General features: G+C 63.0%; 18 protein-coding genes. 14 read left to right on the top strand and 4 right to left on the bottom strand.

Annotation, left to right across the window (positions count from 1 at the left end):
- Positions 1-26: 26 nt before the first annotated feature.
- Complete coding sequence (locus tag HMPREF2698_RS00425) at positions 27-959, bottom strand: LysR family transcriptional regulator (RefSeq protein WP_070561390.1); 933 nt, start codon at positions 957-959, stop codon at positions 27-29.
- Between the two features lie 76 nt (positions 960-1,035).
- Here HMPREF2698_RS00425 and HMPREF2698_RS00420 point away from each other — a divergent pair, with 76 nt between their 5' ends.
- The 6 genes from HMPREF2698_RS00420 (at position 1,036) to ald (ending at position 8,070) form a co-directional block, all read left to right on the top strand.
- Complete coding sequence (locus tag HMPREF2698_RS00420) at positions 1,036-3,108, top strand: bifunctional copper resistance protein CopD/cytochrome c oxidase assembly protein (RefSeq protein ID WP_070561388.1); 2,073 nt, start codon at positions 1,036-1,038, stop codon at positions 3,106-3,108.
- A gap of 205 nt (positions 3,109-3,313) precedes the next feature.
- Positions 3,314-3,904: a single-stranded DNA-binding protein gene (locus tag HMPREF2698_RS00415; protein ID WP_070561386.1), complete on the top strand. Its 591-nt coding sequence runs from the start codon at positions 3,314-3,316 to the stop codon at positions 3,902-3,904.
- 80 nt (positions 3,905-3,984) lie between these two features.
- Positions 3,985-5,655, top strand: a complete 1,671-nt coding sequence (gene ettA / locus HMPREF2698_RS00410) for an energy-dependent translational throttle protein EttA (protein ID WP_070561384.1) — start codon at positions 3,985-3,987, stop codon at positions 5,653-5,655.
- Between the two features lie 48 nt (positions 5,656-5,703).
- Positions 5,704-6,162, top strand: coding sequence for an acyl-CoA thioesterase (locus tag HMPREF2698_RS00405; RefSeq protein WP_070531521.1), 459 nt, complete (start codon positions 5,704-5,706; stop codon positions 6,160-6,162).
- Between the two features lie 15 nt (positions 6,163-6,177).
- The gene (locus HMPREF2698_RS00400; RefSeq protein WP_070561382.1) at positions 6,178-6,837 is read left to right on the top strand and encodes a DUF8185 domain-containing protein; all 660 of its coding nucleotides are present in this window, start codon (positions 6,178-6,180) and stop codon (positions 6,835-6,837) included.
- A 150-nt stretch (positions 6,838-6,987) separates the two neighbouring features.
- The gene (gene ald / locus HMPREF2698_RS00395; RefSeq protein WP_070531516.1) at positions 6,988-8,070 is read left to right on the top strand and encodes an alanine dehydrogenase; all 1,083 of its coding nucleotides are present in this window, start codon (positions 6,988-6,990) and stop codon (positions 8,068-8,070) included.
- On the opposite strand, the gene HMPREF2698_RS00390 is transcribed toward ald, so the two are convergent.
- Positions 8,067-8,456 (bottom strand): globin, encoded by a 390-nt coding sequence (locus HMPREF2698_RS00390; protein ID WP_083303752.1) that lies wholly within the window; start codon positions 8,454-8,456, stop codon positions 8,067-8,069. The two genes, ald and HMPREF2698_RS00390, sit on opposite strands and share 4 nt — an antisense overlap.
- Before the next feature lie 2 nt (positions 8,457-8,458).
- Positions 8,459-9,460, bottom strand: a complete 1,002-nt coding sequence (locus tag HMPREF2698_RS00385; RefSeq protein ID WP_070561380.1) for a mechanosensitive ion channel family protein — start codon at positions 9,458-9,460, stop codon at positions 8,459-8,461.
- Between the two features lie 115 nt (positions 9,461-9,575).
- On the opposite strand from HMPREF2698_RS00385, the gene HMPREF2698_RS00380 reads away from it, so the two are divergent.
- Entirely contained in the window at positions 9,576-10,736 is a 1,161-nt protein-coding gene (locus HMPREF2698_RS00380; protein WP_070531510.1) for a cystathionine gamma-synthase, read from the top strand.
- Between the two features lie 50 nt (positions 10,737-10,786).
- Here HMPREF2698_RS00380 and HMPREF2698_RS00375 read toward each other — a convergent pair whose 3' ends face one another.
- Positions 10,787-12,667, bottom strand: coding sequence for an FAD/NAD(P)-binding protein (locus HMPREF2698_RS00375; protein WP_070561378.1), 1,881 nt, complete (start codon positions 12,665-12,667; stop codon positions 10,787-10,789).
- Between the two features lie 119 nt (positions 12,668-12,786).
- On the opposite strand from HMPREF2698_RS00375, the gene HMPREF2698_RS00370 reads away from it, so the two are divergent.
- The 7 genes from HMPREF2698_RS00370 to HMPREF2698_RS00340 are packed head-to-tail and all read left to right on the top strand — an operon-like array spanning position 12,787 to position 20,641.
- Entirely contained in the window at positions 12,787-14,427 is a 1,641-nt protein-coding gene (locus HMPREF2698_RS00370) for a TIGR04028 family ABC transporter substrate-binding protein (protein WP_070561376.1), read from the top strand.
- Entirely contained in the window at positions 14,428-15,408 is a 981-nt protein-coding gene (locus tag HMPREF2698_RS00365; protein WP_070531501.1) for an ABC transporter permease, read from the top strand.
- Positions 15,405-16,259, top strand: a complete 855-nt coding sequence (locus HMPREF2698_RS00360; RefSeq protein WP_070561374.1) for an ABC transporter permease — start codon at positions 15,405-15,407, stop codon at positions 16,257-16,259. The genes HMPREF2698_RS00365 and HMPREF2698_RS00360 overlap by 4 nt, the downstream gene beginning before the upstream one ends.
- 1 nt (position 16,260) lies before the next feature.
- Entirely contained in the window at positions 16,261-17,928 is a 1,668-nt protein-coding gene (locus HMPREF2698_RS00355) for a dipeptide ABC transporter ATP-binding protein (RefSeq protein ID WP_070561372.1), read from the top strand.
- 29 nt (positions 17,929-17,957) lie between these two features.
- Complete coding sequence (locus HMPREF2698_RS00350; protein ID WP_070561370.1) at positions 17,958-19,145, top strand: alkylhydroperoxidase domain protein; 1,188 nt, start codon at positions 17,958-17,960, stop codon at positions 19,143-19,145.
- An 18-nt stretch (positions 19,146-19,163) separates the two neighbouring features.
- Entirely contained in the window at positions 19,164-19,838 is a 675-nt protein-coding gene (locus HMPREF2698_RS00345) for an SDR family oxidoreductase (protein ID WP_070561368.1), read from the top strand.
- A gap of 56 nt (positions 19,839-19,894) precedes the next feature.
- Entirely contained in the window at positions 19,895-20,641 is a 747-nt protein-coding gene (locus tag HMPREF2698_RS00340; protein ID WP_070561366.1) for a GntR family transcriptional regulator, read from the top strand.
- The last annotated feature ends 451 nt before the right edge of the window (positions 20,642-21,092 follow it).

The raw sequence follows: 21,092 nt of genomic DNA, 5'->3' as shown, positions 1-21,092 counted from the left end.
ATAACGCACTGGGGCGTGTAGTCCGATTATCGGGCTACCGCTGGCGTTGGCTCGGCGTTGGCGTTGAGGAGGACGTCGTTAAGCGTGCGCGCCGCTGGGCTCAGCGCACGGTCCGCGCGGTGGATGACGAGCGCCTGCACGGTCGGGAGGGCTTCCGCGATTCGCCGGAAGTGGACTCCCTGCTGGCCTAAAGCCTGCGCGGTGTGCGGCAGGAGGCTGATGCCGTAGTCGCCCGCCACGAGTGGCAACCCCGTTTGCAACGTGGGAACTTCTTGGACCGTGACGGGCTTGCTTAATGCCGACTTAGCCCACACCTGATCCATTGCTTCCGGCAAACCGCTGAGTTCCGGCCAGCGCGGCGGCAAGAGCCAGGTCTCAGCGCTCAGGTCGGTCAACCGCACGGGGTCGGGCAAGCCTTTAAGCCTCTCGGGGAGCGCGACGCGCACCTCAATTTCTGCGGCGCAGTCAATGGTGAGCTGCGCGCCGTAGTCTTGGCGGAAGCGCTGTGGGTTAGTGGTGAGGAGGATTCCTAACTCCGCTGAGCCATCCAGGACCTCTCTCAACGTGGCGGTTGGTTCTAAGTCCTTTAAGGAAACACTTACCTCCGGCGCGCGCTGGCGCATGCGGCACAGAATCTCAGGCATATAAAGCCAGTTGAACTCAGGGGCGGAGCATAACGTCACCGAGCCCGCGCTGCCGGATGCAATTTCGGCAAGGCGCGTGGTGGCGGTGGTAAGAAGGGAATCTATCGAGGTAGCGACGCCATAGAGGTAATCTCCGGCCTCTGTGGTTCGGACTCCACCGCGCCCGCGGGAGAGCAGCTTCACGTTGAGATCCTTTTCAAGTTTGCGCACGGTCAGGCTTAAAGAAGGTTGCGTGAGCTGCAGTGCTTCCGCAGCTTGCGTGAATGAACCGTGGTCCACAACGGACCGAAAATGGTGAAGCTGGCGAGAGTCCATAAGAGCAGACTACCCGAAAGCTTAGAAAAAACTACTTTTTAGGTAAGAGAACCTCCGTGACGGTAGACTGCCCACCATGCACACTGAGAAAGAAACTCCCAGCTCACAGCGCTTTCGGGGGGCGGCGCGCTCGACGTCGGGAGCGCAGCCTTCCCGCTTGTTGAATCTTTCTTTCGTCGTCTTCGCGGGCCTCGTGGGCGGAATCATTTCTCTGTTCTTTCTTGCGGACTCGCTCGCCGCCCTAGGCATCCCCGACCCAGGGCGCATGACAACGTTCGGCCTGCCCTTCTTCCGCGCTATCGCGTGGATGCTCATGGCGCTTTCCATCGGCTCCTTTATGTCGAGCGCCTTCTTTATCTACCCGGCGGTACCGGATAAGGACAACGAGCGTCTCATCAAGGCCACGCTCACCGTCGATGGGCACATCGCAGCACGGACCGGCGCATGGGCGGCGGTGGGCGCCGCGGTGGTGTCTTTATTAGAGGTCCCTCTCGTCATGTCGGATCTCACCGGTACCCCGTTGGCCAAGGTTCTCAACCCAGAGCTGATGGGCATGGCAGTGGGGCAGATCGCGGCGTCGCAAGTCTGGCTGCTCACCGCAGCAATCGCAGTGGTCGTTGCCGTATCTGGTTTTGTCGCACGCACATGGGCGGGCCAAGTCGGAACGTTTTTCTTGTCCTTGTTGCTGACGGTGCCTCTCGGGATGGAGGGCCACTCGGCTTCCGGCGGCGATCATGACTACGGTACGAACTCGCTGCTGCTGCACCTGTTCTTCATCATGCTCTGGGTCGGTGGACTCATGGGGCTCATCGCCCATGGCCGCCGCCTTGGCCCAGATATGGGCGTGGCGGTGCGTCGCTATTCCACGGTCGCGTTGTTCTCCATCGTGGGGCTGGCAGCTACAGGCGTAGTTAATGCGCTGATTCGCGTTGAGTTCGGGGATCTGTTCACTACTCGATACGGCCTGTTGGTGCTGAGCAAAGCGGTGCTCACCGTGGTGTTGGCGGCCATCGGCTTCGTGCACCGACGGGTTACCATCCCTCACTTGAAGAGTTCGCCGCGCCTGTTTACCAGGGTGGCTGTGGTTGAGGTTCTCATCATGGCGGCGACCGTTGGCGTGGCCATCTCGATGGGCCGTACGCCGCCCCCGCCGCCGCGGGACCCGAATCTCAACGCCATGCAGATCCTGCTGGGCTATGAGCTTTTCGACGCCCCCACCGCCACCAACGTGTGGACCATGTTCCGCTTTGATCTCATGTTTGGCTCGCTGGGGATCGTGCTGGCCGGCTTCTACCTGTACGCGCTGTGGCGCCTCAAGCGCCGCGGGCTGACGTGGTCGGCAGGACGCACTGCGTGGTTCCTCGTGGGAGCGCTGGGTATGACGCTGATCATGAGCAATGGCATCGGCTTGTATATGCCGGCGCTGTACTCCATGCACATGTTGGTGCACATGATTCTGTCCATGGCAGTCCCGCTGTGCCTTGTGCTCGGCGCTCCGGTGACCTTAGTGATGGAAGCTTTTGAGCCTGGGGAGCCGGGCAAGCCCACGCTTCACGACGCTGCCGTCGCCCTCACCAAGGCCCGTACCTTGCGCATTCTTACGCATCCGGCGGTCAACGTTGTGCAGTTCCTGGCTTTCCTTTACGTGCTCTACCTTTTCCCGAACTTTTATGAGCTCGCTATTTCGGAACACGCTGGGCACGTGATTATGAACTGGGTCTTCTTGATCTCTGGCTACATCTACTACTGGGAGGTTATTGGCCCGGACCCGTTGCCGTGGCGCGCGCCGACGGGCATTCGCCTGCTCATCCTCTTCGTGTCGATGCCCCTGCACCTTTTTGCCGGCGTCTACCTCATGCAGATGCAAGTCATTCTGGGCTTGGACTTCTATGAGTCCTTGAGCTTGCCGTGGCACCCGGACTTTGTCACGGACCAACGAACCGGCGGCGGTATTTCCTGGGGCTTCGGCCAATTCCCGCTGGTGATTGTGTTTGGTTCGCTCTTCCTCGACTGGCTGCGGGAGGATCGTGCCACCGCTCGGCGCCATGATGCTAAGGCAGATATTGACGGTGATGCTGATTTGGAAAGCTATAACGCCATGCTCAAGCAAATGAGCGAAGGGGATGATTCCACCTTCCGCCAGCACTAGCGGGAGTGCCCACCCTGGGTGCGTGAAAAGGAGTCCTTACCAGGCGAAACGGATTTTTTGTTGATACTTTCAACAAGTTATTCACAGGTTGGCAGTGAGGCCATTGCGGGCGCGCTGATCGGTGGCGATGATGCGAGGTACGGGAGGCACATCGCTTCCTCGCATTGAAAAGAGCACCAGCCACAAACAGCAAAGGAATCACGCAATGTCTCAATACCCAATTTCACTCACGGGGCGCCTGACTCACGACCCGCACCTGACCAAAATCAGCGAAACCATGTACAAGGCCCGCCTCCGCTTTGCTTCCTCGCGCAGCGTTCCGGAAAAGGATGACGAGGGCAAGACTGTGTGGCGGGAGCTGGACCTTAACTATATCGACGGTGAGGTGTGGGGTCAGTGCGCCATCAACGTTAAGAAGTCCCTGTTTAAGGGCATGCCGGTCTTTGTTATGGGCTCCATTGTCACGGACCGGTGGGAGGATAAGAACGGGGCCACGCGCTCCAGGACCTATATCAAGATCGCCCACGTGGGCCTTGACCTGAACCGTTTCTGCATTACGTCCACCAAGATTGGTACCTCCTATGGCCAGGAGGGCAGCGAAGCCCTCTGGCTGGGGGAGAATCCGCCAGTACCGGATGTGGATTACACGGCACCGCCGAGTACTGCGGAGGATGAGGCATTGCCGGCTGCTCTGCAGTCGGGAGATACCCCGCAGGATACTGCGGCGGATCGTCAGCAAGCGCAGAGTGCGGCCGAACCTCACCGAGAACCGGCGCCAGAAGAAGCTATGGCCTAAGGACGGGGGACTACCACCGCCCATGTGATGTACTCTTTGTACTGTTATTGACCAATCCTGACAGAAGTAAAGGGTGAAACATGGGCGAATTCATCTACACGATGAAAAACGTGCGTAAGGCCATCGGTGACAAGGTTATTTTGGACAATGTCACTATGGCTTTCTACCCGGGCGCCAAGATTGGCGTCGTGGGCCCCAACGGTGCAGGTAAGTCCTCGATCCTGAAAATTATGGCCGGCCTCGATCAGCCTTCCAACGGCGAGGCTTTCATTGACCCGGGCAAGACGGTCGGCATCCTTCTCCAGGAGCCGCCGCTCAACGAGGAGAAGACGGTTCGCGAGAACGTCGAAGAAGGCCTCGGGGAGATTTTCCAGAAGAAGCAGCGCTTCGAGGAGATCGCGGAAGAGATGGCCACCAACTACTCCGACGAGCTCATGGAAGAAATGGGCAAGCTGCAGGAGGAGCTCGACCACGCGGATGCGTGGGAGGTTGACTCCAAGATCGAGCAGGCCATGGAGGCGCTGCGCTGCCCGCCGTCTGATGACCCGGTGACTAACCTGTCCGGTGGTGAGCGCCGCCGCGTCGCGCTGGCCAAGCTGCTGCTGAGTGAGCCGGACCTCCTGCTGCTCGACGAGCCCACTAACCACCTCGACGCCGAATCCGTCCAGTGGCTGGAGAAGCACCTTGAGTCCTACCCGGGCGCCGTCCTGGCCGTGACCCACGACCGCTACTTCCTCGATCACGTTGCGGGCTGGATCTGCGAGGTTGATCGCGGCAAGCTCTACCCCTACGAGGGCAACTACTCCACTTACCTGGAGAAGAAGGCAGAGCGCCTCGAAGTTGCTGGTGCTAAGGACAAGAAGCTGCAGAAGCGCCTCAAGGAAGAACTCGCGTGGGTTCGTTCCGGTGCGAAGGCGCGCCAGGCCAAGAACAAGGCCCGTCTCCAGCGCTACGAGGAGATGGCTGCAGAAGCCGAGCAGTACAAGAAGCTCGATTTCGAGGAGATTCAGATTCCGACCCCGCCGCGCCTGGGCAACAAGGTTGTGGAGGTCAAGGACCTGACCAAGGGCTTCGATGGTCGCGTCCTTATTAAGGACCTGTCCTTCACCCTGCCGCGCAACGGCATCGTCGGTGTTATCGGCCCGAACGGTGTGGGTAAGTCCACCCTGTTCAAGACCATCGTGGGCCTGGAAGAGCCGGATTCCGGTTCTGTCACCGTCGGCGAGACCGTCAAGCTTTCCTACGTTGACCAGGGACGCGAAAACATCGACCCAGAGGCCACCGTGTGGGAGGTCGTCTCCGATGGGCTGGACTACATCCACGTTGGCCAGAACGAGATGCCGTCCCGCGCCTACCTCTCCGCATTCGGTTTTAAGGGCCCGGACCAGCAGAAGCCGTCTAAGGTTCTTTCCGGTGGTGAGCGCAACCGCCTGAACCTGGCCCTGACCCTCAAAGAGGGCGGCAACCTGATCCTCCTTGATGAGCCGACCAACGACTTGGACGTGGAAACCCTGGGCTCCCTGGAAAACGCGCTGGAGAAGTTCCCCGGCTGTGCCGTGGTTATTTCCCACGATCGCTGGTTCCTCGACCGCACCTGTACCCACATCCTGGCCTGGGAAGGCAACGTCGAGGAAGGCCAGTGGTTCTGGTTCGAGGGTAACTTCGGTGATTACGAGAAGAACAAGGTCGAGCGCCTCGGTGAGGACGCCGCCCGTCCGTCTTGCGTTACCCACCGCAAGCTCAGCCGCTAGGGCCGCTCAGCCCTAACACTCAAAGGAAATCTTCGGAAGGATTCTGGAATGCCCGCTCAGAATGTTGTGTCGGAGGAGACTAAGGACAACGTCCACGAGCTCACCGTGGGAGTGCGTTGGTCGGACTTCGACATGTACGGCCACATGATGAACGCCAACTTTATCGAGCTGGCACAGGAGGCGCGCTTGGCCTTTGCCATGCACCACTTCTATTCACGTGGCCTAAACATGGTGGCTTTTGTTCGCCACATCGACGCGGACTATGTTCGCCCCATCAAGTGGGATGGACGGCACGGCACGGTGACGGTGGAGACCACGGTGGTGCGCCTTGGAACCACGTCGTTTACCACTCGCCAGAAGATCAAGGACGCGCAGGGCCAGGTTGCCTGCGTTATTGACTGCGTACAGGTCACAATTGATCCAGATACGCAGATGCCGCGGGAGGTTTCTGAGCAGGAGCGCACCATCATCCTGGAAAATGCTGTCGTCGAGTTGGACGAGCAGTAGGCGGCCAGCGCAATTATGGAGAGTGAATCCCTGACATTGCACAACGGCGGGGTGGGGCTGCAGGCCCTCCTCGCTCGTGCGACGGGGCTGGATGCCTCAGCGACGGTGCGCTTGCGTCAATACGACGCCACCCACGTTGAGGTTTTTGTCACGACCCCCTTCGACGTCGTCGTAGCGCGGCGCTGCGAAGGCAACGTTGGCCGCGATGGTGCAGTGGTGTCGGCGCAGGCGCTTCTCGACGCCCTCCGCACCACCCCCGAACACCTTCTTGAAGAGGACGGGGCGGAGGTGCTTGACCTAGGCCCCGCGCGCGACCCCTCATGGCCGGGGGCCTTGCCGCCGGCAACGGGGTTTCGAGAGATTGATTCATTGCCTGTCGACGTCGTCCGTGAATTAGCGGATAAAGGCCGGCAGTTAGCTCGGCAATTCTCCGGTCCGATGGGACCACCGAAAAGCCTGTTGAATCAAACCGTGCTCACCGTGGAGAGCGCGGAGACCCAAGTAGAGATTCCCATGCGGATGATCTTCGCCTGCACGAGTTTGGGTCTCATCCCGGGCTTTGCTGCGTCGCTCGATATCCCCCGCCACCTGCGCGTGGCGGGCAAGGGGCGGTGGGTGCGCCTCGACGCGCCCTATGGCAGTGTTTATCACTCCACGCGGCTGTCTTTGTTCTAAAACGTCTCCAGCCTCGCCGCCGCAGAGTCCGCGGCGGGGCACAGCACCGCGGGAAAACTGTGTGGTTTCTACGCCCGCAACGCAGCGTGATTTGCGTTACTATTAAGGGGTCGAATTCAGTTTCTTCAATAAAAGGAGATAGCTCGCACGATGCGTATTGCGGCACCCAAAGAAATCATGAACAACGAGAACCGCGTCGCTCTTACCCCGAGCGCTGCGCACGCACTCATCAAAGACGGCCATGAGGTTCTAGTGGAAACTGGGGCCGGAGAAGGCGCTTCTTTCCCAGACTCCGAGTACCAAGCCGTGGGTGCGACCATCGTCGCCACCGCTAAGGAGGCCTGGGCGGCGGACATGGTGGTCAAAGTCAAAGAACCGCTCGAGGCCGAGTATGGCTACCTGCGCGAGGATCTGCTGCTCTTCACTTATCTCCACCTGGCGGCGGACCGTCCGCTGACGGACGCCCTGGTTGAGGCCGGAACCACCGCCGTGGCCTATGAGACGGTTACCGATGCCCGCGGCACCCTGCCGCTTTTGACACCGATGTCCCAGGTGGCCGGGCGCCTCGCCGTCATTGAGGGAACTCACCATCTGTTGTCCACGCAGGGTGGGCGTGGCTTGCTGGTCTCCGGCGTGCCGGGCACCCAACCGGCGCGAGTGGTGGTCATCGGCGGCGGCCAGGTTGGCGCGTCCGCGGTGGCTATGGCGCACGGCCTGCGCGCGGAAGTCACGGTGCTCGACCTCGACCCACACGTCCTGCAGCGCTTCGATGAGCAGTACCAGGGCGGCGTGCGCACCCTGGTGTCGGACCCTGCCACGCTGGAAGCGGAGCTTCTCGCCGCCGACCTCGTCATCGGCGCCGTCCTCGTACCCGGTGCTGCCGCCCCGAAGTTGGTTCGGGAGGATGTGGTTAAGCGCATGAAGAAGGGCGCCGTGCTTGTCGACGTTGCCATTGACCAAGGCGGCTGCTTCGAGAACTCCCACAAGACCTCGCACGATGAGCCAACCTTCAAGGTGCACGACACCCTCTTCTACTGTGTTGCCAACATGCCGGGCGCGGTGGCGAACACCTCCGCGCGCGCACTCGGCTCGGCGACCTTGCCGTACATGCGCGCCCTGGCTGCCGGCGGCTTCGACGGTGCAGTCGAGCGCTTCCCTGGCTTGGCCAATGGTCTGATGACCCGCGGGGGAGAGCTGGTGTCCAAGCCCGTGAAGGAGGCCTTCGGGCTTTAGGGTGCGCGGTTGATGAGCATCTCCGCTACCCGTTCCATGTGGTCCCAAATCATCGCGCGGTAGGCCGGCGGGATGGTCTCCTCGTCGATCTGCGCCAACGAGTTGCCCATGAGCTCGAGCCAGCGATCATGGGCAGCCATATCGATGGGGTAGGGCGCGTGGCGCATGCGCAGGCGCGGGTGACCGCGATTCTCTGAGAAGAGCTGGGGTCCGCCCCAGTACTGCACGAGGAACCAGGTCAGGCGTTTTTCCGCGCCTTCCCAATCCTGCTGCGGGTACATCGGTCCGATGAGATCATCCTCGCGCACCTGTGCATAGAAACCGCCGACGAGTTTCTCAAAGGTCTCCATTCCGCCGACGGCTTCGTACACGCTCGTTGGTTGCACGCCTAATCTTCCTTTCGCGTCAGGCTGGGTTCTTCCAAATCAAAGATAGTCATCCCTCGCGGGTAGGGCGTGGTAATTCCTTCCGTATGCATGGCGGTGAGGATTTTCGCCTGCATCGCGCGCTGCACATCCCATTGTTTGCCCGGTAGCGTCTTGACGGAAACGCGGTAGGACATGTGGTCAACTTCCAAACCGGACATGCCATTGACCGTAGGTTTGGCCAGGATGAAGCCCTTGATTTCGGGGTCGCGGGCGGCGTCCTCTGCTGCGGAGGTGATGACATCGACTGCGCGGGTGGGGTCGTTACTCAGTGCGATGGGCACTTGCACGCGGGCGACGGAGTAGCGGTCGGAATGGTTGGCCACCTGCAAGATTTCGCCGTTACGGACGTACCATAGCGCGCCATCGATATCGCGGACCGTGGTAATACGTAGGGAAATGGACTCCACGTCGCCGAAGACCCCGTTTCCGAGGTCGATGGTGTCACCGATGCCGTACTGGTCCTCCATGAGCATGAAAATGCCGGACAGGAAATCCTTGACCAGCGCCTGGGCGCCGAAACCAAGGGCGACACCAACCACGCCGGCTGAGGCTACGAGCGGGGCGACGTTGACTCCGAGCTTGTCCAAGATAGCGAGCGCTGCCCAGACCCAGACGAATATGGCAACCGCGGAGCGTCCAACGCCGGCGAGGGTCTGGATGCGGGAGGTGCGCCGAGCCTCCTGTGTTTGCTCGAGGACCTTGTCGGTTGTTTTGTGCGCTTTGCGCGGGGAGAGCGGCGAGCTGAGCTTGCCCTTCTTGATGCTGTTATCAGCCAGCTTGGTGATGAGCCGGCGCAGCAGCCAGCTGCCGATGATGGCGACGATGAGGATGAGCGCGATGCCGATGGGTTTGTCGATGAGCCAGGACTGCATGTTTTCTGTTTGCCACCAGCGGGTGACCGCGTCGACAGCCCCGTCGGTTGGCTCGGAGGAAGCGCTTAGGTATGCGGTTGGTCTGGTCACGTGTGTCCTTTCTGCTATCGCTCACGACTGACACCTACCGATGGTAGGGAAGAGAGCTGAATATAAAAAGCTTGTCTTTCCCGCGACTGAACAGCTTGGTCTAGAATTGTGCCTCATGACTGACAACCGCACTCTTGGCTTTTCCTCCCGTTCCATCCATGCCGGTTACCAGCCGGATCCCTACATGGGATCCATCAACGTACCGATCTACGCCTCCACGACCTACCAACAGGACGGCCTCGCGCAGTTGCGCGGCGGCTATGAGTACGGGCGCGTGGCCAACCCCACCGTTCATTCGCTGGAGAAGACCCTCGCGGCGCTGGAGAACGCTGAGTACGCCCGTTGTTTCGCCACGGGCATGGCGGCCGTCGATACCCTCATTCGGATTCTCGTCCGCCCAGGTGACCACGTGATTTTGGGTAACGATGCCTACGGCGGCATGTATCGCCTCCTGCATCATGACTACGGCGAGTGGGGCATCGAGCTGTCCATCGTCAATACCGCCGATTCCGCGGCGGTTAAAGGGGCGCTCAAGGAAAACACCAAGCTGATCTGGTTGGAAACCCCGACCAATCCGGCGACGACGATCACGGATATCGCCGCAGTCTCTGAGGTTGTTAAGGCGGCCGGCGACGCCCAAGTCGTCGTCGACAACACGTTTGCCACGCCCTACCTGCAGAACCCTTTGGAGTTGGGTGCGGACCACGTCCTGCACTCCACCACGAAGTACCTGGGCGGCCACTCGGATGTGCTGGGCGGTGCGGTCGTGACCAACTCCGCGGAGATGGATGAGCGCCTGCTGTATTTCCAGGGCAACGTCGGCGCGGTGTCCTCGCCTTTCGACGCCTACCTCACCGCCCGCGGCATCAAAACCCTTGAAGTGCGGATGGACCGCCACTGTTCCAATGCGCAGGCCGTGGCCGAGTTCTTGGAATCCCGCCCGGAGGTCAAGCAGGTTCTCTACCCGGGCCTGCCCTCGCATCCGGGCCACGAGCTGGCTAAGAAGCAGATGCGTGGCTTCGGCGGGATGATGTCCGTGCGCTTCCACAGCGAGGAGCACGCCCGCCAGATTTGTCTCAACACCAAGCTCATCTCGCTGGCTGAGTCCCTCGGCGGTGTCGAGTCCCTCATTGAGCACCCACAGAACATGACGCACATTTCCGCCGAAGGCTCCGAACTTGTTCCACCGGCAGACCTCGTGCGCATCTCGGTGGGCATCGAGTCCATCGATGACCTGCTCGCGGACCTGGAGCAGGCCCTCGACGCCCTTCACTAAAACCGCCGAAGCGCCAAGGTTTTGAGCCTCGGCGCTTTCGCTGTGTGTGGTTAGAGGGAATTGAGCAGGGAGCCGGCCGTGCGGTCGGTTTCCTGCAGCATGAGCGGATCCGTGCCGGGCATGGGGGAAATGGTGGTGTCCGGCCACTGCGAATAGGTGGGGATGCCCACGATGTGCAGGCGCGGGTCCTCGATGCCACCGGGGTTGACCACGCGGCGGTTCCACGTCGTCTCCGGCGAGCCGGTGGCCTGGCCATGGTCGACGAACGCGCGAACACGCCCGTTGAGGGATACCGCCAGTGGGTCGCCGGCGCGGCGGACGTCGGGGGAGTGCATCCAGGCGTCGATAAGCCAGGTCGAGGAAGCCTCACCGTGCGCGGTGTGCAGCGTGAACTTCTCGCCGATCTCCAGCTGGGGGCGCTGGCCTAAGAAGGTGACGAGGCCGGCGTCGACAAGCGCGAGCAGCTGGCGCGTGCGGAAGAGCGGCGGGCCGGAGCCCACCATCTGTCCGAAGGCCATGAACTCCTTGTACGTGCTGGTGCGGGACTCCCATGTCATCCGGCCTTCTGAACCCGCAATCGAGGAGGGCTTGCGCGCGGCCGAGATGGCCCAGAGCGCGGACTTCAGCGGGGAATCGGCGGCGGCGACGGCCTCGATGATGTCGCGCGCTAAGCCTTCGGCGATGTACTCGGTGATCTCACCGCCGGTGAAACCGTCGAGCGGGTTCGCCCAATGCGCAAGATCCAAAGGCTGCGCGGAGGAGCCCTCGAGGGCTGCGGTGAGCTGGTCTGCCATGCCTGCTAGGTCGTTGGCATCCACCACAGTGGTATCGATGGTGGCGATGATATCCGCGAGGGGGCGCTGCAGTGTATTGGGCGCGACCCGCGCCTGGTTCTCGTAGTACTCGGCGTAGGCATCGCGCAGAATGTGCGGCAGCAACTGCGTGCCGAAGTCCAGCTCCATCTCCGGGTCCAGTGCGGCCACCGCGGCGCGGAAACGGGTCAGCGCGGCCTTCGGCGGCAGCGCGTGATATTCCGACTTTGGGATATAAGGGTAGCCGCGGCCGGAGGAGACGATGAAGTGCGGCTCCTCGCCGCTGGGCTCGTAGCGCAGCCCGGAGCGCGTGGAGGGATCCTCCACAAATTCACCACCGCGGTCGATGGTGAGCAGCGCCATGATGTCGAAGAAGCCCATGCCCAGGCCGCGGATCAGGACCTTCTCGCCCGCGGGGACCTCAGACACTGGCTGCTCGACGGGGTTATCTGGCCGCACCCAATGCAGATCCGAGTGCGCAGCCTCCGCCAGTGCGCGTTCGGATTCGCTCAGAGCGGGCACCTGCCAGCCATAGGCCAGGACGGTGGCGTCGGCGGTGATGGTGGTGCCGTCGGAAAGCTCGATGGCGTCCTGCTCACCGCGCTCCTCCACGGACAGCGCGCGGGCGCGGTGCTGGACGACGTCCACGTTCTCCGGCAGCTGAGTCAGCGCAACCTCAAAGACCCACTCCAGGTAGGCGCCGTAAAGCGCGCGGGAAGGGTTTGACTCCGGGCGGGTTTGTGCGAGCTCTTCGGCAAAGGAAGCGGCTAACTCCTCGCGCGGCGGGTGGGAATCATAAAGCTCCAACTTGGCAGGCGCGATGTCGGGGCGCTCGCCGCGCAGGAGCTGGATCCACTCGTAGAGGATGGGGCCCTCGAGGACCGGCGCGGTGGTGGTGGAGTTGGGCTCGGTGAACAGAGTGACCGCGCCGGCCAGCGTGTTCATGCACAACGTGCGGGTCTGCTCGGTGTCCCAAATGCGGCCGGAACCTAGCGGGGCATCGTCGATGATGTGGAGGCGCAGGGGTGACTCAAGGGGGGTCGCGCGCAGGTGGGCCGCGAGGCGCTCGACCAGCGAGATGCCGCGCGGGCCGGCCCCGACGATGGCGATGGAGGGCATAAAAATCAACCTCAAACTTTTAGACTGTTCTGTCTAGTGGAATAATACCGGTCAGTATACGTTGTGTTAAATCCGTAGACACAATTCAAACCGACTATCTACTCTCTGAAAGCAATACCGTGAAAACCCTACGCGCACTCGCCGCCACCCTGGCAGCAGCCCTCGCCTTAGCTGGCTGCTCCGCCGCGGAGCGGCCGGACGGGGAGGACAACGTCCTCACCTACCTAGAGCCGCAGTTCTTCCGCACGCTCTACCCGCCGGCCGCCGGCTTTTATCCCAACGGCGGCGTGGTCAACCAGCTGACCGATCGCCTCCTGTACCAAGACCCCGAGACCCTCGAGCTCTCGCCGTGGATCGCCACGGAGATGCCCAAGGTCAACGCGGATGCCACGGAGTACACGTTCAACATCCGCACCGACGTCACCTACTCCGATGGCTCCCCGCTGACCGCCGAAAACGTCGTGGCCAACTTCGACCTCTTCGGCCGCGGCGATAAGTCCCGCACGCTGACCAGCTCAGAGCAGATCGCCAACTATGACCACGGCGAGGTCGTGGACGAGGACACCGTGAAGTTCTACTTCACCCAGCCTTCCCCGGGCTTCCTCCAAGCCACCTCTGCCTATAACGCCGGCCTGCTCTCCGATTCCACGCTGGCCCTGGACAACGAGGGCTTCGGCCCCGGCAACGCGGTCAACGTCATTGGCTCGGGCCCCTTCGTGGTGGAATCGGAAGAAATCGGCACCGACCTCAAGCTCAAGACCCGCGAGGACTACGACTGGGCCCCGCCAGCGGTCAAGCACCAGGGGCGCGCGGAGATCGACGGCGTCCACTACATCCTCGCCGCCGAGGAATCCGTGCGCACCGGCGCTATCCTTTCCGGTCAGGCCGATATCGCCCGCCAAATCTCCGCCCCGCAGGAGCCGCTGCTCAAGGACCGGGGTGTTGGCATCATCTCGCGCGGCACGAACTCCATGAACAACCAGTTCGCCTTCCGCTTCGACCACCCGCTGCTGCAGGACAAGCGCGTGCGCGAGGCCATCATCCACGGCGTGGACCGCGAGGAAATCCTCCGCGTGCTCTTCTCCGAGTCTTACCCACTGGCCACCTCGACGGTGGCCAAGACCGGCCTGGCCTACAAGGACCAGTCCGCCGCCTATACCTTCGATCCCGAGGAATCCAAGCGGCTTCTCGACGAGGCCGGCTGGGAACCCGGCCCCGACGGCATCCGCGTCAAGGACGGCCAGCGCCTTGTCCTGCGCACCAACACCGCCTTGCCGCAGCCGCGTTCTAAGGAAGTCATGACCATGGTGCAGGACCAGCTGGGTGAGCTGGGCATCGGCATCCAAGTCAACGCCGGCGACCAGGCCACGCAGAACGCCGATGCCAAGGACGTCGACAAGGTGCAGATCTACCACTCGATGGTGGGCCGCGCCGACTACGACGTCATCACCTCGCTCTACGGCATCAACAACCGCGACGCCTTCCTCAACCAAGACGCGGAGGGCACCCCAATCGACGCGCACCTGCAGGAGCTTCTCGACGCCGTCCTCGACACCCCCGACAAGGAAGGCCGCATCAAGGCCACGGAAGAAGTCCAGGACTACATCACCGAGCAGGCCTATGCGCTGCCGCTCTTTGAGGAGCCCGTGGTCTACGCCGTCCGGCCGGGTATTTCGGGCTTCAGCCCGGAATCGGTGGCGCGCCCGTGGTTCTACGAGGTGTCCATCGACGCCGCGGCATCGGATGAGGAGGAGAAATAAATGACAACCCGCCAACTCTTCAGCCGCATTGGGCAGGCCCTCCTCGTGCTGCTCATTACCTACACCGTGGCCTTTGTGCTCCTGTCGGCGCTGCCATCGGATGCCGTCCAGTCGCGCTTCGGCGACCCTGCCCTGGGCCTGTCCCAGGCGGAGATTGACGCCATCCGGGAGGAGATGGGCGTCGACAAGCCGCTCGTGGTGCAATACTTCACGTCTCTGGGTGGCTTCCTCACCGGGCACTTCGGCAACTCCACGCAGTCGGGCGCTCCGGTAGCCACGCTGCTTGCCGACGCCCTTCCCCACACCCTCATCCTCGCCGCCAGCGCCATCGTTCTCGCACTCATCGTGGCCGTGCTCGTGGCCTTTGTGGCCACGCTGCCGGGGCTTGGCGCCATCGGTTCTTTCTTCCGGGGTCTGCCTTCCTTCATGGTCTCGCTGCCCGGCTTCTGGATTGCCATCCTGCTCATCCAGTTCTTTTCCTTCCAGTTGGGCTGGGTGCGCGTCATTGAACCCGGCAGCGTGGAGGGCCTCATCCTGCCTACCTTGACGCTCTCGGTACCTATGGCCGCGCCGCTCATTCAGGTGTTGATCCGCTCCATCGATGAGACGCAATCGCGGCCCTTCGTCCAGGCGGTGCGCGCACGCGGCGCCTCGGAGGCGTGGATCTTCTGGCGAACTGTCCTGCGCAATTCGCTGCTGCCCACCTTGACCATGGCGGGCCTGCTCTTCGGTGAGCTCGTCGGCGGTGCCGTGGTGACCGAGACCGTCTTTGGCCGCACCGGCTTGGGCTACATGGTGGCCCAAGCAGTGGCGAACCGCGATACCCCGGTGCTGCTGGCCGTGGTTCTCATCGCTGCGACCTCCTACATCATCATCAACCTCGTGGTGGACCTGCTCTACCCGGTGCTGGATCCGCGCCTGCGCGCCAGCGCCCCAGAGCGCCGCGCTGCCGCTGCTGAAGAAAGGACGGTGCGCTCATGAGCATGACGCACACCAATCCGCTGCGTTCTACACGGGCGCCACGCCGCCACACCGCGAATCCCTGGCTCGCGCCGGGTTCCATCATCGCCATCGTGGTCCTCGTGATCGCTTTCCTGGCCGCGCTTTTCCCAAGTTTGTTCACCTCGGCCGACCCCTATGCGGGCACCGACGTGGCCCTGTTGGCGCCGGGGGAGTCCGGCCACCTCATGGGCACGGATGCGGTGGGGCGCGACCTCTATGCGCGCATCGTTTACGGTGCCCGCCAGTCGCTGCTCGGCGCGCTGATCGCCGTGGCCGTCGGTCTGGTCGTCGGCACGCTCATCGGTTTGCTCGCCGGCTCCCTGCGCGGAGCGGTGGACACCGTCCTCATGCGTGTGGTCGACGTGCTGCTGTCCATCCCCGGCATCCTGCTGTCGCTGTCCATCATCATCGTGCTTGGTTTTGGCTCCGTGCAGGCGGCGGTGGCTGTCGGTGCGACGTCCGTGGCGACCTTCGCGCGCCTGGCCCGCTCCCAGGTGATCACCGTGGCCAGCTCGGACTACATCGAGGCCGCATACGGCGCCGGTGCCACCCACGCCACGGTGCTCTTGCGCCACATCCTTCCCAACTCACTCACGCCCGTCATCGCCCTGGCCGCCCTGCAGTTCGGCACCGCGATCCTGCAGTTGTCCATCCTCGGCTTCCTGGGCTACGGCGCCCCGCCGCCCACCCCGGAGTGGGGCCTCATTATTGCCGAAGGCCGCGACTTCATGGCCACCGCCTGGTGGCTCATCATCCTGCCCGGCATCGCGCTGGTCGCCGTGGTGATGTCCGCCAACCGCCTGTCCCAAAACTTCCCCGTGGAGGCCTAACATGTCTGTTACAAAAAATGCAGCGCAGCCCCTGCTGCGCGTGCGGGACCTCAACGTGTCCTATTCCACCGCAGGTGGTGACGTTTCCGTCGTGCAAGGCGTCAACCTCGAGGTTCACCCGGGGCAGATGACCGCCATCGTAGGCGAATCCGGCTCTGGCAAGACCACCTCCGCCATGGCAGCCATCGGTTTGCTGCCCTCGAATGCCACGATCGATGCCGGCACCATCACCTTCGATGGTTGCGATATCACCTCGCTGCGCCGCCGTCAGTGGCGTGAGTTGCGAGGGCGACGCATCGGGCTGATCCCGCAGGACCCGAACAACTCCCTCAACCCAGTCCAGACCATCGGCGCCTCGGTGGAGGAGGGCATGCGTATCCACAAGGTGGGCACTGCCGCCGAGCGCAAGGCAAAGGTGTTGGAGTTGCTGGAGCGCGTCGGCATCGATGACCCTGCGCGCCGCTATCACCAGTACCCGCACGAGCTGTCCGGCGGCATGAAGCAGCGCGTGCTCATTGCCGCCGCCGTGGCGCTAGAACCCGACCTCATCATCGCCGACGAGCCGACCTCCGCCCTCGACGTCACCGTGCAGAAGATCATCCTCGATCTCCTCGATGACATGCGCGCGGAGCTCGGCATGGGCATCCTCTTCATCACCCACGACCTCGCCGTGGCCGGTGACCGCGCCGACCGCGTCGTGGTCATGGAGTCCGGCCAGCTGCGCGAGGAGGGCCTGGCCGCCACGGTGCTGACGAACCCGCGCCACGACTACACCAAACGCCTGCTTGCCGACGCCCCCTCCCTCACCGTCGCCGACGCCGGCCGAGCAGCTACTTCGCGCAACGCCGTCGTCAAGACCGACACAACCACTGACCGCACCGCGGGCGAACCCTTGGTGCGGGTGGAGGGCCTGACCCAGCGCTTCGGTGATTTCACCGCCGTCGATGACATCTCCTTCACCGTGGCCAAGGGCTCGACCCACGCCATCGTGGGCGAATCCGGCTCCGGCAAGACCACGACGGGGCGCAGCATCGCCATGTTCAATACCCCGACTGCGGGCAGCATCACCGTCGGCAGGCGCGACATCGTAGGCCTTCGCGGCAAGGCCTTGCGCGAAGAGCGAAACAACATCCAGCTGGTCTACCAGAACCCCTATGGCTCGCTGGACCCCAAGCAGACGATTGGCCAGACGGTGGCGGAGCCGCTACGGAATTTGAAGGGGGCGTCGGCAAGCAGCGCGAAAGCCAAGGCCAAAGAGTTCCTCGAGCTGGTCGCCCTTAACCCGGACTATTACGACCGCCGTCCGCGCGAGCTCTCCGGCGGCCAGCGCCAGCGCGTGGCCATCGCGCGCGCCATGATCGTGGAACCGGAGCTGGTCATCCTCGACGAGGCCGTCTCCGCCCTCGACGTCACCGTGCAGGCCCAGATCCTGCGGCTGCTGGCCCGGCTACAGGAGGAGCTTGGCCTGACCTACATTTTCATCTCGCACGACCTAGCTGTGGTCAACCAAATCTCCGATACCGTGTCCGTGCTCTCGAAGGGCCAGCAGGTGGAATGCGGGCCCACGGCCGAGGTCTTTAGCAACCCGCAATCGCCGTTTACCCGCAAGCTTATCGAGGCCATCCCCGGCTCGCGCTACCGCGCCGGCGACCTCAACCTCGGCCTGTAGCCTGGGGCCGATCAAGAAAGGATTAGTTCATGGCAGACATCATTAACCTACTGTCGGATGCAAGCGAGGACGTCGCCCAGCTGCGCGAGCGCCGCCCCGAAGCCAAGGAGAATGCGCAGGCCTCCTTCGCCGCGCTCCTCGAACCTTCAACGCCCGGCACGTTCAGCTATGCGGAACGCTACGCCATCGCTACCTTTGTGGCGGGCGTGTATCAGGCGACGCCTGCCGTCGCCTTTTATTCTGACCTGCTGGCGGAGGAATCAGAGGAGCTTGCCGTCGAAATATCCCGCGCGGTGGAGAGCGGCATCACCACCGGCCCGTATATTGATGGCGGCTTCACGCTTTTCGAGGTCTCCCAGCGCCTCGCCGCCGCCCTCGACTTCGCCCACCTTCTGGTCTTCCACCCCAAGGATGCTTCTCCAGCTGCGATTGGTCACCTGCAGGCGGCCGGCTGTTCCGACGATGACATCGTGACGCTGGCGCAGCTGGTCAGCTTCCTGTCTTTCCAGCTGCGCGTGGCGCACGGCCTCTCCGTGCTTGCCGGTACTGCACAGCCCGCGCCCGTGACTGAGGCGCCGCGTCCCACCCAGACCCCGGAGTGGGTGCCGGGGGAGGGGACGCTGGTGCCGGACGTCGCCAAGCCGCAGGGCTTTGTAGCGCACTCGCTGGGCTGGAAGCCGTGGGTGCCGCCGCAGCCGAAGGAGGAGTTCACAGACGCACAGCGCGATGCGCTCATTAAGCCCGAGCGCATCGATATGGAGTACTTCCGTCTGCTCGCCCGCGATCCGGCCGCGCTCAAGGCGCGCACGCTCACGGACCTGGACATCTTCTACAACACCGACGGCGGACTGGGTCGTGCTGAGCGTGAGCTGGCCGCTACGGTGGTCTCGCGCCTGAATGGCTGCGAGTACTGCGCGTCGGTGCACCAGCAGCGCGCGAAGGAAGAGGGCGGTGACGTCGCGGCGATTGACCGCCTGCTCGAGGAAGGCGTTTCCGCTGACCTGGGCTCGGCGCAGTGGTCCGTCATCCGTGACGCTGCCGTGGCCCTGACCGAGTCGCCCTTTGCCTTCGACGCCTCCCACGTTGAACGCCTCGAGGCCGTGGGATTCGATACCCTAGCCATCATCGATGTCATCAACTCCACCGCGTTCTTCAACTGGGCCAACCGCCTGATGCTGACGCTGGGGGAGCCGGATGTGCCGAAGCGCTTCCGCTAACGAGAAGGAGGAACAACCATGGTGAAAACTGCCGTTGTAACTGGTGCGACGGGTGGAATGGGCGCGGAGATCATCAAGGACCTTGCCCGGGACCACCGCGTGTATGCCCTGGGGCGGCGCGCCGGGGAGCTGCCGGAGGCGGAGAACATCGTGCCGGTGGCAATTGACTTGCTGTCGCTTCTCGACGGCTCACCGCTCCCCGCCGAGCTGGCTTCGCTTGAGCGCGTCGACGTGCTTGTGCACGCGGCGGCCCGGGCGGATAAGCGATCGGTGGAAAGCGCTAGGCCGGAGGATTGGCGCGCGCAGATGGACCTCAACGTGCACGTGCCAGCCGAGCTGACCCGCCAGCTTCTGCCCGCGCTGCGTGCGGCGGAGGGGCTTGCGGTGTTCATTAACTCCGGTGCCGGCATCCACTCCTACGGGGATAACGTCATTTACGCCGCCACGAAGCATGCTTTGTACGCGCTTGCCGACGGCCTCCGCCTCGGCGAACTCGGCATCCGCGTGTCCACCGTCGCGCCGGGCCCGACGGATACCCCGATGCTGCAGGGCCTGCAGGATTACAACCCGGAGCATGTCATCGCTCCTGTGGAGGTGGCGAAGGCCATCCGCGCCACCGTTGATGCTGGCCCGACGACGCAGCTTACGGAGATTCGCGTACGCCCGCGCATTGAGTTGAATCAGCGCAAGTAGGAGCCGCATTTTCTCTCAAGATGCGAAAAACGCAGCGCACGGTACAGTGATGAGGCGTGTCCACCTCTCAACGTCGCCGCCCCGCCTATTTGGTGATCGCGGATTCGCTGCGGAGCAAGATTGAATCCGGCGAACTGAAGCCGGGTGACCGCTTTCCCACGGAGCGGGAGTTAGTCCAGGAATACAAGGTGGCGCGCATGACGGTGCGTCACGCGCTGGACATCGTCCAGATCGAAGGTCTCATTGACCGCAAGCGCGGGCGCACCGGTGGCACCTTCGTGCGTGCCACCCCGCCGACGCTGAGCCTGACGAGCGGACGCAGCGCGCTTGACCAGCTGCGTGAGCATGGCCTCGATGTTGAGGTGCGGGTGTTGTCGCTGACGCTGATTGAGGTGCCTGGGCATCTCGCTTCCTCCTTCGGGATTGAGGAAGGCGATTCCGTGTGGGAATGCCGCGCGGTGCAGTTGACCGAGGGCTCGCCCATCATGGCCTCCACCCTTTTTATCCCGCAGGCCTTGGCCTCGGACCTCACGGAAGAGGACGTCCAGAAGCCGCTGACCGAGCTGTTGACGGAGCTTGACCTAGTGCCCGTGTTTAAGCGGGACTCCCTTGTGGCCGCCACCGCGCGCACGGAGGAACAGAAAGCTCTGGGTGTGGGACGCAACCAACCGGTCTTGCGCATTACTCGAACCGTCAAGGCAGAGGGCGGCATCGTAGCTGCCCAGTTGGAAGAGACCCTGCGCCCTGATGCCGTCACGGTGGAGGTCGTCATCGGCGAGGATCCCACGCCGGTACTCGACTAACCACCTCTGGTCTTCGCCCCAACGCGGTCAGCCGCCGCAAGGCTCGGCCTGCTCGAGCTGCATCAGTGCACGACAGCAAACCCGTCAACCATTTTCCGGTTGGCGGGCTTCGCCTTTTAAGGGCTTAAGGTTCTTGCCGTCACGACCCTGCTGCACCTAGCGGCAAATGAATCGTTGTGTGGGATCGCCGGTATCCCCGTCAACCTGTCTTGGGTCGACGGGTGCACAGTCTCGAAGGATCGCCGATGTGCCCGTCAACGGTTCTGTTGTTGACGGGGCCGGTGGTTGGCGCTGTCCTTGCTGCGTTAGGTGGTTGGGGGTGTTAGCTGCTGCCGGGTGGTGGGTCTGGTGGTTGTTGTGGCGTTGTGTCTGGGGTTTGGGCTGGTGCTATGGCCTGGGTCTTTGTGGCTGTTTCCCGTTCGGCGTTGAGTCTGGCTAGTGCTTCTTGGTA

The organism is Corynebacterium sp. HMSC072A02, assembly GCF_001810085.1.
GTDB classification, from domain to species: Bacteria; Actinomycetota; Actinomycetes; order Mycobacteriales; family Mycobacteriaceae; genus Corynebacterium; species Corynebacterium hesseae.
The sequence above is the reverse complement of the archived record's forward strand: the minus strand, read 5'-3'. Positions and strand labels throughout refer to the sequence as shown.

Coding starts and splice junctions, on each gene's coding strand:
- HMPREF2698_RS00355 (WP_070561372.1), top strand. CDS start 16,261: ATGTCTGTTACAAAAAATGCAGCGCAGCCCCTGCTGCGCGTGCGGGAC.
- HMPREF2698_RS00375 (WP_070561378.1), bottom strand. CDS start 12,667: ATGCCCTCCATCGCCATCGTCGGGGCCGGCCCGCGCGGCATCTCGCTG.
- ald (WP_070531516.1), top strand. CDS start 6,988: ATGCGTATTGCGGCACCCAAAGAAATCATGAACAACGAGAACCGCGTC.
- HMPREF2698_RS00360 (WP_070561374.1), top strand. CDS start 15,405: ATGAGCATGACGCACACCAATCCGCTGCGTTCTACACGGGCGCCACGC.
- ettA (WP_070561384.1), top strand. CDS start 3,985: ATGGGCGAATTCATCTACACGATGAAAAACGTGCGTAAGGCCATCGGT.
- HMPREF2698_RS00400 (WP_070561382.1), top strand. CDS start 6,178: ATGGAGAGTGAATCCCTGACATTGCACAACGGCGGGGTGGGGCTGCAG.
- HMPREF2698_RS00380 (WP_070531510.1), top strand. CDS start 9,576: ATGACTGACAACCGCACTCTTGGCTTTTCCTCCCGTTCCATCCATGCC.
- HMPREF2698_RS00415 (WP_070561386.1), top strand. CDS start 3,314: ATGTCTCAATACCCAATTTCACTCACGGGGCGCCTGACTCACGACCCG.
- HMPREF2698_RS00365 (WP_070531501.1), top strand. CDS start 14,428: ATGACAACCCGCCAACTCTTCAGCCGCATTGGGCAGGCCCTCCTCGTG.
- HMPREF2698_RS00350 (WP_070561370.1), top strand. CDS start 17,958: ATGGCAGACATCATTAACCTACTGTCGGATGCAAGCGAGGACGTCGCC.
- HMPREF2698_RS00420 (WP_070561388.1), top strand. CDS start 1,036: ATGCACACTGAGAAAGAAACTCCCAGCTCACAGCGCTTTCGGGGGGCG.
- HMPREF2698_RS00345 (WP_070561368.1), top strand. CDS start 19,164: ATGGTGAAAACTGCCGTTGTAACTGGTGCGACGGGTGGAATGGGCGCG.
- HMPREF2698_RS00425 (WP_070561390.1), bottom strand. CDS start 959: ATGGACTCTCGCCAGCTTCACCATTTTCGGTCCGTTGTGGACCACGGT.
- HMPREF2698_RS00405 (WP_070531521.1), top strand. CDS start 5,704: ATGCCCGCTCAGAATGTTGTGTCGGAGGAGACTAAGGACAACGTCCAC.